Raw genomic sequence first — 16,200 nt, 5'->3', positions numbered from 1 at the left:
TCCTATACGTCAAAGTCCAGGACCACGCCGTCGCCGCGTGGCCACGACTGGCAGCTTAATACGTACCCGGCGGCCAACTGATCCGGCTCCAGGCTGTAGTTGACGGCCATATCCACCTGACCGGCCTTCAATCGGCATTTACAGGTGGCGCACACGCCGCCTTTGCAGGCGTAGGGCAGATCGGCACCCTGGCGCAGCGCCGCATCCAGAATGCTGTCATCCTGCGCACTCACTTCGATATTCAAGCGGCGGCCGTCCAGCAGAATTTCCACCTGGGTAGCATTGCGGCTGGCGTCATTGACCGGGCGGGCAACCATGCCACTGGTGTTAAAGCGTTCGCTGTGAATGTGCCCGGCAGGTACGCCGGCCTGTTCAAGTACGCTCTGGGCGTCGTCCATCATGCTTTCCGGCCCGCAGATAAAGGTGTGGTCATAGTCACGGTAATCCAGCAGGGTGTCGCCGATCGCCAGCAGGTGCTCACGGTCGATACGGCCGCTGAGCAGCGGGCTGTCGAGGCTCTCCTGGCTGAACATGTACAGTGGCTGAAAGCGTTGCGGGTAGCGGTTCTTCAGATCGCACAGCGCCTCTTTGAACATCACCGAACGGCTGCTGCGGTTGCCGTAAATCAGCGTGAAACTGCTGAGGGGTTCGAGTTGCAGCGTGGCTTTGATGATCGACAGCATCGGCGTAATGCCCGAGCCGGCGGCAATCGCCAGATAGTTACCGCAGTTTTCTGCCTGTGGCTGATAGCCGAAACGTCCCTGCGGCACCATCACCTCCAGTGCGTCACCGACTTTCAGCAGGCGATTAACGAACGAGGAGAAGCGGCCCTGATGAATGGCTTTAACGCCGATCTGCAGCAACCCTTCCTGCGGCGAGCTGCAAATGGAGTAGCAGCGGCGCAGCTCTTCGCCGTCGACCCGCGCCTTCAACGTCAGATGCTGGCCGGGCGTATAGCAATAGTGACTTTTCAGTTCTTCGGGCACCCGCAGAGTGATGGCTACGGCGTCCGGCGTTTCGCGCTCGATGGCGGCGACGTTCAGGCGATGGAAGACCGTCATGGTTTTTCCTAAATGCATTTGAAGTAGTCAAAGGGTTCACGGCAATCGCAGCAGCGGTACAGCGCCTTGCAGGCGGTAGAGCCGAATTCGCTGATTTTCTCGCTGTGAGTGCTGCCGCAACGCGGGCAGGGCACCGGGCCGTGCGCCAGCGGTTTGTCACAGGTATGGCCCTGAGGCGGTGCGACGCCGTATTCCCGCAGTCGCTCACGCGCAGCCGCATTCATCCAGTCGGTGGTCCAGGCGGGGCTGAGTTGGATGGTGACTTTCACCGGACTGAAACCGGCCTCGGCCAGCCGTTGTTCGATCGCTTCGAGCAGGAACTCGGTGGCGGGGCAGCCGGAGTAGGTCGGCGTAAAGGTAATATGCCAGCCGTGCCCTTCGGCTTCGACGTCGCGCACCATGCCCAGATCGGTAATCGACAGTACCGGCAGTTCCGGATCGCTAATCTGTTGCAGACAGTGCCAGATTTGCGGGATTTCGGCGGCCTGCAGCCGGGTAATGTTCATCACGGCCTCCTACCAGTTAGCGTTGGGATAGGCGCGTTGCAGAAACTGCATCTCCGCCAGCAGTGGGCCGAGGTGCTCGCTGTGCCGCCCCTGTTTGCCACCGTGACGGAAGGCCTGTTCGGCCGGCAGTTGCAGGTTGGCCTGTCGCAAGGTGTCGCTCACCAGTGCCAGCCACGGCGCTTCAAGCTGGCGCGGATCGGCGGCAATGCCCTGTTCTGCCAGTTGCAGCTCCAGCTCATCGGCGTGAAACAGCTCGGCGGTAAAGCGCCACAGATTGTTCAGCGATTGCTGAATTTTTTGCTGACTGAGCGGGCTGCCGTCACCGAGGCGGATCATCCAACCACGGCTGAAGCGCAGGTGGTAATGCGCCTCTTTGAGTGACTTGGCGGCAATGGCGGCCAGTTGCGCATCGCGGCTGTGGCTCAGTGCCTGATGCAGTTGCACGTGGTAGGCATCCATCAGGAACTGGCGCACCAGCGTGTCGTTGAAACCACCGTTGGGCTGTTCAGCCAACAGCAGGTTGTGAAACTCACGTTCGTCACGGCCGAAGGCCAGGCGATCTTCGCTGTATTGCGGGCCGGCCAATTCGGCGGCATAACCGAGAAAGTTGCGTGCCTGGCCGAGCAGATCCAGGCCAATATTCGCCAGCGCCAGGTCAATCTCCAGCTCCGGCGCGTGGCCGCACCAGGCGCACAGTCGCTGAGCGAGGATCAGTGGCGTATCGCCCTGACGTAAAATATAAGTAATTCGCGGATCGGTAAGGGTCATGGCCGCCTCTACATGTTCTTGATGCCGTCGGGAATGGTGTAGAACGTCGGATGACGGTAGATCTTGTCATCGGACGGATCAAAGAAGGCTTCGCGGTCTTCCGGCTGCGAGGCGATCAGATGGCTGGACTGCACCACCCAGATTGAGCAGCCTTCGTTGCGGCGGGTATAGGCGTCGCGGGCATTCTCCAGCGCCATCTGGTCATCGGCGGCGTGCAGGCTACCGACGTGACGGTGCGCCAGTCCTTGTTTGCTGCGGATAAACACTTCATACAGCGGCCATTCTACGTGTGTCATCATCGGTTCCTTTTAGGCGGCGGTTGAGGTGTTTTTCGACGCGTGAGCCAGGGCGCCTTCGCGTACCCAGGCACCTTCGTCCCAGGCGCGACGTTTGGCCTGCAGCCGCTCGTGGTTGCATTGCCCCCGGCCTTTGATCACCTCGTGCAGTTCACTCCAGTCGATTTCGCCGAAGCGGTAATGGCCGGCGGCTTCGTCCCATGCCAAATCCGCATCCGGGGCCGTCATGCCCAGGGCTTCCAGCTGCGGCACGGTGTTGTCGACAAACTTCTGCCGCAGCTCGTCGTTGCTGTGGCGTTTGATCTTCCACGCCATGCTTTGCGCGCTGTGCGGTGAATCGGTGTCGCTTGGGCCGAACATCATCAGCACCGGCCACCAGAAGCGGTTAATCGCGTCCTGCAGCATGGCTTGCTGTTGTTTACTGCCGTTGGCCATCGCCATCACGGCCTCGTAACCCTGACGCTGGTGGAAGCTCTCTTCCTTGCAAATTTTCACCATCGCCCGCGCATAGGGGCCGTAAGAAGCGCGGCACAGCGCGACCTGGTTGACGATCGCTGCGCCGTCTACCAGCCAGCCAATCACCCCGATATCCGCCCAGTTGAGCGTTGGGTAATTGAAGATCGAAGAGTATTTCATCTTGCCGTCGAGCATTTTCTGGTAGATGTCCTGGCGCGAGCAGCCCAGGGTTTCGGCGGCACTGTACAGATACAGGCCGTGCCCGGCTTCGTCTTGAACCTTGGCCAGTAACACCGCTTTGCGGCGCAGGGTCGGCGCCCTCGTCAGCCAGTTGGCCTCCGGTAACATGCCAACCACTTCGGAATGGGCATGCTGGCCAATCTGGCGGATCAGGTTTTGGCGGTAGGCCTCCGGCATCCAGTCTTTGGCCTCGATGGAGGTATCCGCCGCAATCTTGTCGTCGAAGTGTTGCTGATATTGCGCGTCAGTTGTCATGCTTGCCTCTTGGTGATTCGTATTTTTCACATTAAACATAAAAATGTGAATCACGTTAACTAACCATAAGGCTACAAACTGATAACAAAAAGATCAAACGACATTTATGTGGTTTTGCGATGGCACTCACAGGTGTTTTGGTTACTTGATTGTTATTTATCAGTATTTAAAATTAAAAAGCGGCAGAGAATGACCGGCTTAGCGCGCTAAAACCCGCTAGTGTTCTATTTTTGTTAAATTTCATCCAAGAGAAAACTGGACAATACCTGATACGTAATTAATCCTTGTGGTGTAAATTTATGAATTCCGGAGGAGCCATGCAGCAGTTACACAGTTATCTTTCTGGCGGTTGGGTGTTCGGCCAGGGAGCCGCCCGTGAAATCCATCATGCCGTTACCGGCGAAGCGCTGTATCAGGTTTGTTCCGACGGGTTGCCGCTGGCTGCCAGCCTGGCGTATGCGCGTAGCAAGGGTGGCCGGGCGCTGGCACAAATGACCTTCCAGCAGCGCGCGCAAATGATGAAAGCGGTAGCCAAACACCTGTTGGCGCATAAAGAAGCGCTGTATGAGATTTCGTATCAGACCGGCGCGACCCGCAGTGACGGCTGGGTGGATATAGAAGGCGGTATTGCCACGCTGTTTGCCTATGCCGGTCTGGCGGGGCGTGAACTGCCGGACGATACCCTGTGGCCGGAAGATGAACTGATCCCGCTGTCCAAACAGGCGCAGTTCGCCGCCCGGCATGTACTGACTTCACGCCCAGGCGTGGCGCTGCATATCAATGCCTTCAACTTCCCCTGCTGGGGGATGCTGGAAAAGCTGGCACCGACCTGGCTGGCAGGTATGCCGGCGATCATCAAGCCGGCAACCGCTACCGCGCAGTTAACCCAGGCGATGGTCAGGCTGATTATCGACAGTGGCCTGGTGCCGGAAGGCGCGTTGCAACTGGTGTGCGGTGGCATCGGCGATATGTTTGACCATCTCGATTATCAGGACGCGGTGACCTTTACCGGCTCGGCACAGACCGGTCAGCGGCTACGTGCCCATCCGCGCCTGCTGGAAAAATCCATTGCCTTCACCATGGAGGCCGATTCGCTCAACTGCTGTGTGCTGGGGGAAGACGTTACGCCGCAGATGCCGGAATTTGCGCTGTTTATCAAAGAAGTGTGCCGCGAGATGACTGCCAAGGCCGGGCAAAAATGTACCGCTATCCGGCGGATTATCGTGCCGGCGAAGCGGGTCGCTGAAGTGCAGCAGGCGCTGTTGCAGCGGTTGGCCGGCGTTACGGTGGGTGATCCTAAACTGGAGCAGGTGCGCATGGGGGCGCTGGTCAGCCACGAACAGCGCGATGACGTACAGCAGAAGGTTGATTTCCTGCTGCATAACGGCTGTGAGCCACTGTGTGGTGCAGTGGCGGATAAACTGGCGGTGTTGGGCGAAGAGGCCGCCAGGGGGGCATTTTACCCGGTCACGCTGTTGTACTGCGCCGATCCCTTTACTCATCAGGCGGTGCATGGAACCGAGGCGTTCGGGCCGGTGGCGACCCTGATGCCTTATCAGCATACCGAACAGGCGATTGAACTGGCATTGCTCGGACAGGGCAGCCTGGCAGGGTCTTTGGTGACCGCCGATGAAGCGCTGGCAACGCAGTTTATCCGCGCCACCGCCTGTGCCCACGGCCGCATGCTGATCCTGGATCAACAGGCGGCGGCGGAATCTACCGGCCACGGTTCACCTCTGCCGATGCTGGTGCACGGCGGACCAGGGCGGGCCGGTGGCGGCGAGGAGCTGGGCGGGCTGCGGGCGGTAAAACACTATATGCAACGCACGGCGATCCAGGGCAGTCCGGCGATGCTGGCGGCGATCGGCCGTGAGTGGGTGCGTGGGGCTACGGTAGTTGAGGACCCGGTTCATCCGTTCCGCAAATACTTTGAACAGCTGCGGCTGGGGGATAGCCTGCTCACCGCACGCCGCACCGTGACCGAAGCCGACATTGTTAACTTTGCCTGCCTGAGCGGTGATCATTTCTATGCCCATATGGATAAGATCGGTGCTGCCGAGTCACTGTTTGGCGAGCGGGTGGCGCACGGCTACTTTGTGGTTTCTGCCGCTGCCGGGCTGTTTGTCGATCCGGGTGTGGGGCCGGTGATCGCCAACTACGGCATGGAAAATCTGCGTTTTATCGAACCGGTGAAAATTGGCGATACCATTCAGGTACGGTTGACCTGCAAGAAGAAAATCCGCAAGCCGCAAAAAAACGCTGAAGATCGTCCGCACGGCGTGGTGGTGTGGGACGTTCAGGTGCTCAACCAGCATCAGCAGGCGGTGGCGTTGTACAGTATTCTGACCCTGGTGGCGCGCCAGCAAGGGGATTTTGAGGCGGCAAGCTGAGAGGGCAACAGCAGGGGGAAACCCTGCTGTTGGAAGCGGATTAAAGCAAGGGTTGCTGCAGCAAGGTTTCCAGCATCTTCAGCGGTGATTGCTGTGGGTTTTTCATGGCGTCGACCGGCAGCAGGAAGGTTTGTTCCAGCATAAACTGGCCGGCCATCGCCGCATGCGGGGTTTGATCGGAAAAACAAATCCAACTGCTGCCCGGTGGCAGGTCGAGCGCCAACTGCGAGCTTTGCTGCTGGTAGTTCTGGTCAGCCTTCATCGCATCATGCAGTTGCAGCATCAGGTGATCGTAATGGCTGCGGCGGCGCTTGGTGATACCGACTTTATGTTGCAGCCAGCTGTTCAATGGCGAATAGCGCGGCAGCCGCGGCATAAAGCGTTGTGCCAATTGGGGAAAGGGTTCGCCGATACGCCATTGGCGGTGTTCACCGTGGGGATTGATGTTGGTGAAAATACGCAGGATACGTTCACCCAGGTTGGGGCGCGAAGGGAAAGCGTCGACGTGCAGACGACTGTCGTCTTTACGCCATGAGCTGGTCGCACGCCAGGCCGATACCGGGTGCAGGCGCAGGCTGTTGGCCGGCGTATGCAAGGTTTGCTGATAGTGAGGCAACAGCCCGGCGATCAACTGCCGACTGGCCTGATAATAACGTTCCAGCAGTGCCTGCACCTGTGGCCGTTGCGCGGCTATGGCTACGCCGGATAATTTGTGAGTCTCCGGCCAATAGCTGATGTTTTTACGTTTTATATCTACCAGTGCGGGATCCAATAACGTTATTTCATCGTCTAATAATGGAAAGTTTAACTCGGGCAAAAACAGGATTTTCCCTTGCTCCAGCGCCTCGACGGCGGTGAGGGAAAGGGGAGTGGGAGCACTGTCCCACTGCTGCTGTGGCAAGATCATCAACGCCTGCTCTGGCGTAAGGTTATCCGCGCGCATAATATCTCCTTGCGAATGGGTAATATTTTAATTGTTTTTATTTGAAATGATTTATATCCAGCAGGAATGAATTTGGAATTAAAATAAATGCTATTAATAAGCTGGATGGCGTGATGCTAGCATTATTAAAATGCACCAAAAAGTAAACAGACATTAAACAGCAGGGTAATGGCACGAATGGGTAAAATAGACTGGGCTGAAATCAATTAATTTTCATCGGTAATCAATTAAAGATATAAATTAGTTTTTATGTTTTTAATCAGTGGGTTGGTTTTATTTTTGTCGATTATCTGGCGTTTATCCTGGGCCGCCCTGGTCAGAGACGGCCCCGGCAGATTAAGCGGTATAAATACGGTTTTTACCCTGGGCCTTGGCTTGATACAGGGCGCTGTCCGCCTGATTGATAAAGCTCATTGGCGTGTCGTTATACATATGTGGCACCTTGGCATAGATACCTATGCTGATGGTGACGATACCATGCGGGTTGCCCTGATGCGGGATTTTCAAATCGCGCACCGCTTCGATGACGCGCTCGGCGAAAATCAGTGCCCCCTGAACGTCGGTATCCGGCAATATAATGGCCATTTCCTCTCCGCCGTAACGGGCCATAATATCATTACTGCGGCTGGCCATTCCCTTGAGCATTTGCCCGATCTGTTGCAGACACTGGTCACCGGCGACGTGGCCGTAGATGTCGTTATATTGCTTGAAACAGTCGATATCCAACATCAGCAGCGCCACGCTGCGGTAGTTGCGAGAAGCGCGCATCAGCTCATTCTTCAGGGCGATATCAAACTGGCGGCGGTTGGCAAGGCCAGTCAGGCCGTCCAGCAATGCCAGCTCCTCCAGCGTCCGATTGATGCTGGTGAGCTGATCGCGAGTGCGCATCAGTTCGGCTTCGGTGCGCACGCTGTGGTTAATTTGACGCATCAGCACCAGCCCCATCGCCAGCAGAATGGCCAGCAGGGTGGCACCGCCGAGGGCAAACACGCTGGAATCATTACGCCAGTCGGATAGCGCATCTTGCTTCGATAACCCGGCGGCGATCACCAGCGGATAGCGGTTGACCCGCGAATAGCCATAAATCCGCTCTACCTTGTCGTAACGGGAGGTGATAGTGGCATTGCCGAATTCGGAGTGCGGCAGAATCTCATGGAACAGCACGCCCTCGGCGATATTCTTGCCGATGGCGTTAAGGGAGTAAGGGCGACGGTAGAGAATGGTGCCGTCAGCCAGTAACAGGTTGAGTGAAGCGTCACTGTTCAGCGCAAAGGTATCGTAGAACTGGCGGAAATAATCGACATACAGCGTGGCCAGGATCACTCCGGCAAAGCTGCCGTCCGGGTTGTTGATACGGCGTGATACCGGAATGATCAAATCGCCGGTAGAGCGGCTGCGTACCACCTTGCCGATATAGATCGCGTTACTGTTGTGATCGAGGTGATATTTAAAATACTCGCGGTCGGCGTTATTGGCGTTTTGTACGAACCGGCCCGATGAGGTGACGATCCAATTGCCACGGGCGTCGTAAACAAACAGGCCATGCAACTGGGGCTGATTGCCCACCTGTGTTTGCATCACTTTCTGCAGTCGCAGCAGGGGGTGTTGAGCCAGGCCGTCAATTTGAATACGTTCGCTCAGGTCAGACAGCGTGCTGTCTGTCTGCATAAAGGTATCGTCGGCATGCTGCGCTAACGCGCGGGCCAGATTGGCGGATTCCAGTTCGGCGCTTTGCAAGTCGCGTTGATAGGCATTCCAAATCTGCCAGGCGTTAAACAGCACCAGCGTGACGGCAACGATGACGACGAACACGCCGGCCTGAAATAATAACGGGGAATTTTTACCGTTGCGTGGCCGTTCGGCATCCTGCGGTTGCTGCTGTGTCATGTCACCCTTGCTGTAAAATATTCAAATCGCGCTAAGAACAATCCTACATCTTATTCTTTAATCACCTGGACCACTACACCTTAAACGGTGAAAATGAATAAGTTGTTGAGGGCAGGGGAAGAATATATTGGCTCCGATTATATCCTTCGCGCTAAACCGGCGGAGAGAATACAGGGATCGCTTGCATGTCTGACTACATCATTATTACTTTGTTGACGCTGGTGGTTTATTACCCGCTGACCCTGGGAGTGCTGGCGTTAATGATCGCCTTTGCCTGGCGGCAGCGTAAGTCGCCTTATTGGCGTTTGGGATTGGTGCTGTTGACGGCGTTGTTTGTGCTGTTCGCCATGGCGGCCTATGACTGGTATCGCTATAACTGAGGATTGCTGCTGCGATGTTCGCTATTGGCGGCGCACACCGCAGCGGGATGACGGGCTACTCAACGTTAACCATCCAGTTGACGCCAAACTGGTCGGTCAGCATGCCAAAACCTTTGGCCCAGAAGGTGGACTGGTAAGGCATGGTCACCTGGCCGCCCTGCGACAGTTTTTCAAACAGTTCGCGGCCTTGCTCCACGGTCGTCGGGTTGAGTGACAGGGCAAATCCTTTGTGTGATGCGTCGGCGCCATCTTGTGGGCAGCCATCCGAGGCCATCAGCGCCGTTTCACCGATCAGCAACCGGGCATGCATGATGGACTCCGGATTGACATCCTGCGGGTTGCCCTGTTTGGCTTCCTCGGGCATCTCTTTGTAACGCATCATCATTTCAAGCGTCGCACCTAGCTGCTGCACGTAAAAGTTCACCGCCTGTTCACAGTTACCGCTAAAGAACAAATAGGGTTGAATCACCATGACATTGACCTCTGTTATGGCCCGTCTGGGCGTTTAGCGGCCGGCGGGCAGGGAGCAATAGTTTCGATTTGCGACTATTACCGTTGGAAACTTACAAGTGTAGTGCGAATTATGCTGAATGCGCGGCTGTTCGATCACGCTATGGAGATTTATTACCTCCTCAGGCCTATTGGCCGAAAAAGCGGGATGGTTCATCCCGATTTGGACAGATTATCTGAGCGGTCAGGGTTCCTATACTCGTTGCAACCTTCACTAATGGAGTCACTGTAATGAGCAAGCAATCTTTGAATGGAAAAGTGGTGTTGATCGCTGGCGGTGCCAAGAACCTGGGTGGCCTGGTGGCACGCGATCTGGCGGCCGGCGGGGCTGCGGCGGTGGTTGTGCATTACAACAGTGATGCGACCCGGGCGGCAGCGGAGGAAACGCTGAAGGCGGTTAACGCGGCGGGCGCCAAGGCGATCCTGGTGCAGGGCGATCTGACCCAACCGGCTAACGTGGCACACCTGTTTGAGGAAGCGATCAAGGCATTTGGCAAAGTGGATATTGCCGTCAATACCGCCGGTCTGGTGATCAAAAAACCGATTGCCGAGGTGACCGAAGCGGATTACGACAGCAGTTTCGACATCAATTCCAAGGCGGCTTTCTTCTTTATTCAGCAGGCGGGCAAGCATCTGGCCGATAACGGCCGAATTGTGTCGATCGTCAGTTCACTGCTGGCGGCTTATACGCCGTTCTATGCGGTCTATCCAGGGAGCAAGGCACCGGTGGAGCACTTTACCCGTGCGGCATCCAAGGAGTTTGGCGAACGCGGCATCAGCGTGAATGCCATCGGCCCCGGCCCCATGGACACCCCGTTCTTCTACGGTCAGGAAAGCAAAGAGGCCGTGGCGTATCACAGTACAGCCGCTGCGCTGAGCAAGTTCTCGAAAACCGGCCTGACCGACATTGAAGACATCGCGCCGATCGTCAAGTTTTTGGTCACCGACGGCTGGTGGATCACCGGGCAGACGCTGTTTGCCAACGGTGGCTATACTACCCGTTAATATCAATTCTGCTGCGGCCGGTGCCGCAGCCTGTTTAACAGGATGCACTGCCGGTGGATAAAATAGGGAGATTACGGGTGTTTATCCAGGTTGCCGAGGTGGGCAGTTTTATCCGCGCTTCGCAAATTCTGATGATGCCAAAAACCACGGTTTCGGCGGCGATACAGCAACTGGAACACGAAATGGGTGCCCGCCTGTTTCATCGCACCACTCGCCGGGTACAACTGACCAGCGATGGTGAGCTGTTGCTCGAAAAAGCGCGTGACCTGCTGTTAGACGTGCAAACATTGGACACTTTGTTTCATCGGCACAATGGCCCGATCGATGGCCGTTTGACGGTCGATGTCCCCAGCCGTATTGCCCGGCGAATGATTGTACCGGCGTTACCGGACTTTTTTCTGCAGTACCCCGAAATTCAACTGTTTCTCAGCGCCAGCGACCGTTCGATCGATCTGATCCAGGAAGGGATCGACTGCGTGGTGCGTGTCGGTAGTCTCAGCGACAGCAGCCTGGTCAGCCAGCCGCTGGGTCGCCTGAGCATGATCAACTGCGCCAGCCCGGATTATCTGCAACGTTACGGAACGCCTGCACACCCTGATCAGTTGGACGATCATTGGGTCGTGGGCTACGCGCAGCCGACTCTGACAGGGGCGGATAGCTGGCAATGGCAGCAGAATGAACAGTGCGTTGAAAAAACGCTGCGCAGTCGGGTGACGGTGAACAATGCAGAAAATTATATCGGCTGTTGCCTGGCGGGGTTGGGAATGATGCAGATACCGCGTTTTGATGTTCAGCATTACCTGGATAACGGCAGCCTGTGTGAGATCTTGCCGCAGGCTCGGCCGCCCTCGATGAGCATTGCGCTACTTTACCCCCATCGTCGCCAGCGTTCCGCACGTTTAACCGCTTTTGCCGAGTGGTTTAAACAATTAATCAAACCCTTTTGTGAGATCTAACCTCTGACGGCCAATGGGATTTTTATCCAAGCACAGGGGAATTTGTTGTTGGCTTTCAGGTAATTAATCTTCTGTAAAAACAAGACACAATTAAAATCGTCAAAAAAGTGACAAAGGGTGTGTAACATTACATCAGCAGCAGGGTGGCAGAGCCATCCCAGACGGCAGCCAGGGCGTAAAGCGTGGCCAGTATCAGCAGAAACGGCGTATTGGTCATGGTCTGTCTCCTGCGGGATGATTCCCTTTGTTATAGCGTGCAGAAATGACAGTGGGATGAATTCGGTCGATTTTTTTACCCTAAAATTCAGACGGACGGAAATGGGTAAACTGCTGATATTTGACTATAGTAACAGTGTGAAGATGCGTGTTTCTCAAGATTCACCCCTGTATCGCGCTGCCGGTAATGCTCGGCATAGGGCAATAGAGTTGTGAAAGTATCGTCAGGGTGGGAGCAGGTGCCATCATGGGCCTGGTGATAGGGTTTCTTTTAGGCAAAAAGTAATAGGGAGAGTAAAAATGGGCATCATTTCCTGGATCATTTTTGGGTTAATCGCCGGTATCTTGGCTAAATGGATCATGCCGGGCAAAGACGGCGGTGGCTTTATCGTGACCGTCATCCTGGGCGTCATCGGTGCAGTTGTCGGCGGCTATATCAGTACCTTCTTCGGTATGGGTCGTGTTGATGGCTTCAATCTGGGCAGCTTTGTTGTCGCAGTCATCGGTGCCCTGGTGGTGCTTTTTGTCTACAGAAAGATCAGAAACTAATCAGATACTGATCAACAGGGTCGCTGCGGCGGCCCTTTTTTCGTTAAATCACAAGGGTCGAGCGGCCTGAGCCGACGGCTGGAAGGGGAAGATCATGGGTCTGTTTGATAGCGTATTGGGCAACATTCTGGGCGGCGCCAACGGTAAAGGCATCGATTACGTCGCCATCATGCAATGGGTTGAGCAACAGGGCGGCCTGCAGGCGATCCTGGACAAATTCCGTCAGGGACAATTCGGCGATGTGGTCGGTTCATGGCTGGGTAACGGTGAAAACCAGCAGATCAGCGGCGATCACGTGCAGCAGGCGCTGGGCAGCGATGCCATTAACCAACTGGCCGAAAAGCTGGGTATCGATCCGGCTCAGGCATCCGCCACCATTGCGCAGTTCCTGCCAACGGTCGCTGACGCCGCCTCGCCAAATGGTGAAGTGCAGCAGAACAGTAACGAACTGGGCGATATGGTCGGCAAACTGTTCAAATAAGATTTATGCCCCCGGCACCCTGTCGGGGGCATAATTTAGCGTCACACCTTCAATGTTCCCCAATGCCCCCTGCAAATAATCTACCCAGGCCCGCACTTTGCCGGGAATAAACCGTGCAGCGGGATAAACCGCATGCAGCGCCATCGGCGGATAACGCCAGGCCGGCAAGATGGGGACCAGTGCGCCACTCGCCAATTGTCGACCGATCAGCGGCCGCTGTGCGCCGCCAATACCCAGCCCTGATTCAATCGCCGCCAGCAGTGAAAACGTATTGTTAGCGCGGAATACCGGGCGCAACGCCACCACCTCGGCACCATCAGGGCCGATTAACGTCAGCGTGTCCCCGTCGCTCAGGCCGCTGTAGCGGATATGTGGATGGGCTGCCAGTTCCTTCAGGCTTTGCGGTTCGCCCTGTGCCGCCAGGTAGGCCGGTGAGGCCACCAGAATACGCTGTAACTCTCCCAGCCGCCGCGCCACCATCCCCGGTGAACTCAATTCACCAAAGCGGATCGCCACATCGATGCCTTCCGCAATCACATCCGCCCGACGATCGTCCAACAACAGTTCGATATTCAGCTCTGGATGCTGTTGCTGAAAGGCAATTGCCAGTGGCGTCAGGTGCTGTTGGCCGAAGCCCGTTGGTGCATGGATGCGTAACGACCCTTGCAGCCGCAGGTTTTGGCCGTGTAGCGCTTCTTCCGCTTCACCCACCGCCGCCAGAATCGGTTTGACCTGCCGGTAATAGCCCGCGCCGGCGTCGGTCAGTGTCACCGCACGGGTACTGCGAAACAGTAACTGTACGCCCAGTTGCTGCTCCAAACCGGCAATCTGCTGGCTGACGGCAGGCTGGGTCAGGCCCAGATCGCGGGCGACGGCCGAGAGGCTGCCCAGTTCCGCGACCCGGACGAAGGTATTCATCGCGCTCAGCTTGTCCATCGGTACTCCATCTATAGATTTATCTTATAAGTGTTAGTGGTAAATGCCCTCTACCACAAGATTTGTTAATCAATCAAAGTGAAAGTCTCAAGCGATACGAAACCGGAGACACAACATGCAAAACAATAAACTGGCGCTGGTGGTCGGTGCTAACGGCGTTATTGGCGGCAAGCTGATTGAAGAACTGGAGCAACAAGGTTGGCAGGTGGTGGGTTTGTCCCGGCGCGGAGGCGTTGACCGGCCGCAGGTGCGTTATCTGGCGGTCGACCTGCTGAATGCACAAGCCACACGCGATGCCTTGCGTTCGCTGACTCAGGTCAGCCACATTTTCTACGCTGCCTATCAGGACGCCCCGGACTGGGCGGGACTGGTGGCGCCTAATCTGGCGATGCTGAGCCATGTGGTGGAAGCGCTGGAACCGGTAGCACAAGGGTTGGAGCACATCAGCCTGATGCAGGGCTATAAAGTGTATGGCGCTCATTTGGGGCCGTTCAAAACTCCGGCGCGGGAGAGTGATGCCGGGCACATGCCGCCGGAGTTCAACCTGGCGCAGCAAAGCTATCTTGAACAGCGCCAGCAAGGGAAAAACTGGCACTGGAGCGCGATCCGTCCCAGCGTGGTCGGCGGCTTCTCGCTGGGCAACCCGATGAACCTGGCGCTGACCCTGGCGGTTTATGCCTCTATCAGCAAGGCGCTGGGGCTGCCGTTACGTTTTCCCGGCAAACCCGGGGCTTACCACAGCCTGCTGGAAATGACCGACGCCGGGCTGCTGGCGCGCGCTACGCTGTGGGCGGCGACTGAGCCTGCGGCCGCTAATCAGGCGTTTAATATCAATAACGGTGACCTGTTCCGCTGGAGCGAGCTGTGGCCGAAAATTGCCGGCTATTTTGATCTGGAGGTCGCACCGCCGTTGCCGATGCCGCTGGCATCGGTGATGGAGGATAAAAATGAGCTGTGGCAGGCCATGGCGCAACAGCATGAGTTGGTCGAAGCGGATTACCGTGCGGTAGCGAGCTGGCGCTTTGCCGACTTTGTTTTCTCGTGGGATTACGACATGTTTGCCGATGGCAGTAAGGCGCGCCGCTTTGGCTTCCATCAATTTGTCGAAACCGAGGCGATGCTGTTCGCGCTGTTTGACGAATTCCGCCGTCGCAAGATTATTCCTTAAGTCGGCTGGCGGGACGGGCGTTTTTTATGGCAATCTTTGGCTGCCGCCAAACGCGGCAGTCAGGAGGCCGTCACCCCGACAGGCCCGGATCGATGATGAGGAATTAACCGTGACAGGGATTACCGCCATACTGACGCTTTTGCTGGCGCTGGTGACCATTGCGCCACTTTCAAAGCATGCAGCCTGGTGGATCCGGGTGTGGGACTTTCCCCGCCTGCAAATACTGGCGCTTTCGTTATTGGTGTTATTGCTTAACCTGCTGTTTGTGCCGTTGTCACCCTGGGTGTGGGGCATGATGGCGGTAAACCTGGCCTGTGTGGTTTATCAGGCCGCGTGGATTTACCCCTATACCCGGCTGAGCAAACCTCAGGTGCTGGGTTTTACCGGCTATCAGAAGAAGCCGCGCATCCGCATTCTGGTATCCAACGTATTAACGCCCAATCGCCAGGCGGATAAACTGCTGGCACTGGTGGCGACCGAACGACCGGACGTGCTGGTGGCGGTAGAAACCGATGGTTGGTGGGAGCAGCAACTGTCGGCGCTGGAGCAGGACTATCCCCACAGTTTGAAATGTCCGCTGGATAACCTGTACGGCATGCATGTCTATTCACGGCTGAAACTCAGCGATGCGCAAATACAGTATCTGGTGGATGAGCAGATCCCGTCGATGCACATGATGGTGCATTTGCCGCAAGGGCCACAGGTACGTCTGCACTGTGTGCATCCGATGCCGCCGAGCCCGACCGAAAATGAAGAATCGGAAGACCGCGACGCCGAACTGGTGATGGTGGGGAAAAGCGTGGCCAAATCGGAGGTTCCGGTGATTGTGACCGGCGATCTGAATGATGTGGCCTGGTCGACCACCACCCGGCTGTTTCTGAAAGTCAGCGGCCTGTTGGATCCGCGTCGCGGGCGCGGCATGTTCAGCACCTTTCATGCCGGCTACCCGTTCCTGCGTTGGCCACTGGATCACGTGTTTCACAGCGATGACTTTGTTCTCGGTTCGCTGCGTCGTTTAACCCACGTAGGTTCGGATCACTTCCCGATAATGGTGGAGTTGGTCTATTCACCAAGGCAGGGGGCACAGCAGGAAAGCCTGGAGAAAGACCGCGAGGACGAAGCGCTGGCGCAGGAGAAGCTGGCCAATACCGACTCATCTCCGGAAGACGTGCACACGCCAGGTGCCTGAAACCATAA

17 protein-coding genes are annotated in these 16,200 nt (G+C 56.5%); 8 read left to right on the top strand and 9 right to left on the bottom strand.

The window, feature by feature from the left end; all coding sequences use genetic code 11:
- Positions 1-2: 2 nt before the first annotated feature.
- From paaE to paaA, 5 genes are read right to left on the bottom strand one after another with little or no spacing between them, the layout of a single operon-like run.
- Positions 3-1,061: a 1,2-phenylacetyl-CoA epoxidase subunit PaaE gene (gene paaE / locus QOT07_RS15990; protein WP_283603526.1), complete on the bottom strand. Its 1,059-nt coding sequence runs from the start codon at positions 1,059-1,061 to the stop codon at positions 3-5.
- Positions 1,062-1,069: 8 nt separating this feature from the next.
- Complete coding sequence (paaD, locus tag QOT07_RS15985) at positions 1,070-1,567, bottom strand: 1,2-phenylacetyl-CoA epoxidase subunit PaaD (protein WP_283603525.1); 498 nt, start codon at positions 1,565-1,567, stop codon at positions 1,070-1,072.
- A gap of 9 nt (positions 1,568-1,576) precedes the next feature.
- A complete protein-coding gene (gene paaC / locus QOT07_RS15980; RefSeq protein WP_283603524.1) occupies positions 1,577-2,335 on the bottom strand; it encodes a 1,2-phenylacetyl-CoA epoxidase subunit PaaC in 759 nt (252 codons plus the stop codon).
- A gap of 8 nt (positions 2,336-2,343) precedes the next feature.
- Complete coding sequence (paaB, locus tag QOT07_RS15975) at positions 2,344-2,631, bottom strand: 1,2-phenylacetyl-CoA epoxidase subunit PaaB (protein WP_017893307.1); 288 nt, start codon at positions 2,629-2,631, stop codon at positions 2,344-2,346.
- A gap of 12 nt (positions 2,632-2,643) precedes the next feature.
- On the bottom strand, positions 2,644-3,582 hold the full coding sequence (gene paaA, locus QOT07_RS15970) for a 1,2-phenylacetyl-CoA epoxidase subunit PaaA (RefSeq protein WP_232519124.1): 939 nt from the start codon (positions 3,580-3,582) through the stop codon (positions 2,644-2,646).
- Between the two features lie 317 nt (positions 3,583-3,899).
- Here paaA and paaZ point away from each other — a divergent pair, with 317 nt between their 5' ends.
- Entirely contained in the window at positions 3,900-5,972 is a 2,073-nt protein-coding gene (paaZ, locus tag QOT07_RS15965) for a phenylacetic acid degradation bifunctional protein PaaZ (RefSeq protein WP_283603523.1), read from the top strand.
- Between the two features lie 40 nt (positions 5,973-6,012).
- Here paaZ and kdoO read toward each other — a convergent pair whose 3' ends face one another.
- Together kdoO and QOT07_RS15955 are read right to left on the bottom strand one after the other, a co-directional pair.
- Complete coding sequence (kdoO, locus tag QOT07_RS15960; protein ID WP_207978328.1) at positions 6,013-6,915, bottom strand: Kdo hydroxylase KdoO; 903 nt, start codon at positions 6,913-6,915, stop codon at positions 6,013-6,015.
- Between the two features lie 336 nt (positions 6,916-7,251).
- Positions 7,252-8,802 carry a sensor domain-containing diguanylate cyclase gene (locus tag QOT07_RS15955; RefSeq protein ID WP_283603522.1) on the bottom strand — a complete coding sequence of 517 codons (1,551 nt, stop codon included), beginning with the start codon at positions 8,800-8,802 and terminating at the stop codon, positions 7,252-7,254.
- Between the two features lie 185 nt (positions 8,803-8,987).
- Here QOT07_RS15955 and QOT07_RS15950 point away from each other — a divergent pair, with 185 nt between their 5' ends.
- Positions 8,988-9,182 carry a hypothetical protein gene (locus tag QOT07_RS15950; protein ID WP_099064738.1) on the top strand — a complete coding sequence of 65 codons (195 nt, stop codon included), beginning with the start codon at positions 8,988-8,990 and terminating at the stop codon, positions 9,180-9,182.
- Positions 9,183-9,237: 55 nt separating this feature from the next.
- Here the strand turns inward: QOT07_RS15950 and QOT07_RS15945 are convergent, their stop codons facing one another.
- Entirely contained in the window at positions 9,238-9,654 is a 417-nt protein-coding gene (locus QOT07_RS15945; protein WP_099064737.1) for a VOC family protein, read from the bottom strand.
- A gap of 269 nt (positions 9,655-9,923) precedes the next feature.
- Here QOT07_RS15945 and QOT07_RS15940 point away from each other — a divergent pair, with 269 nt between their 5' ends.
- The 4 genes from QOT07_RS15940 (at position 9,924) to QOT07_RS15925 (ending at position 12,899) form a co-directional block, all read left to right on the top strand.
- Positions 9,924-10,697: an SDR family oxidoreductase gene (locus QOT07_RS15940; RefSeq protein WP_099064736.1), complete on the top strand. Its 774-nt coding sequence runs from the start codon at positions 9,924-9,926 to the stop codon at positions 10,695-10,697.
- Between the two features lie 53 nt (positions 10,698-10,750).
- Positions 10,751-11,653 (top strand): LysR family transcriptional regulator, encoded by a 903-nt coding sequence (locus QOT07_RS15935; protein ID WP_283603521.1) that lies wholly within the window; start codon positions 10,751-10,753, stop codon positions 11,651-11,653.
- A 516-nt stretch (positions 11,654-12,169) separates the two neighbouring features.
- On the top strand, positions 12,170-12,418 hold the full coding sequence (locus tag QOT07_RS15930; RefSeq protein WP_099064734.1) for a GlsB/YeaQ/YmgE family stress response membrane protein: 249 nt from the start codon (positions 12,170-12,172) through the stop codon (positions 12,416-12,418).
- A 94-nt stretch (positions 12,419-12,512) separates the two neighbouring features.
- The gene (locus QOT07_RS15925; protein WP_099064733.1) at positions 12,513-12,899 is read left to right on the top strand and encodes a YidB family protein; all 387 of its coding nucleotides are present in this window, start codon (positions 12,513-12,515) and stop codon (positions 12,897-12,899) included.
- 3 nt (positions 12,900-12,902) lie between these two features.
- On the opposite strand, the gene QOT07_RS15920 is transcribed toward QOT07_RS15925, so the two are convergent.
- Complete coding sequence (locus tag QOT07_RS15920) at positions 12,903-13,835, bottom strand: LysR family transcriptional regulator (RefSeq protein WP_283603520.1); 933 nt, start codon at positions 13,833-13,835, stop codon at positions 12,903-12,905.
- A 115-nt stretch (positions 13,836-13,950) separates the two neighbouring features.
- On the opposite strand from QOT07_RS15920, the gene QOT07_RS15915 reads away from it, so the two are divergent.
- Together QOT07_RS15915 and QOT07_RS15910 are read left to right on the top strand one after the other, a co-directional pair.
- Entirely contained in the window at positions 13,951-15,003 is a 1,053-nt protein-coding gene (locus QOT07_RS15915; protein WP_283603519.1) for an SDR family oxidoreductase, read from the top strand.
- A gap of 109 nt (positions 15,004-15,112) precedes the next feature.
- Positions 15,113-16,192, top strand: a complete 1,080-nt coding sequence (locus QOT07_RS15910; protein WP_207978342.1) for an endonuclease/exonuclease/phosphatase family protein — start codon at positions 15,113-15,115, stop codon at positions 16,190-16,192.
- The last annotated feature ends 8 nt before the right edge of the window (positions 16,193-16,200 follow it).

Origin of the sequence: Serratia proteamaculans, assembly GCF_949794035.1 — a bacterium.
Lineage (GTDB): Bacteria > Pseudomonadota > Gammaproteobacteria > Enterobacterales > Enterobacteriaceae > Serratia > Serratia proteamaculans.
Note: the sequence above shows the minus strand (reverse complement) of the source record. Positions and strands in the feature narration are given on the sequence as shown.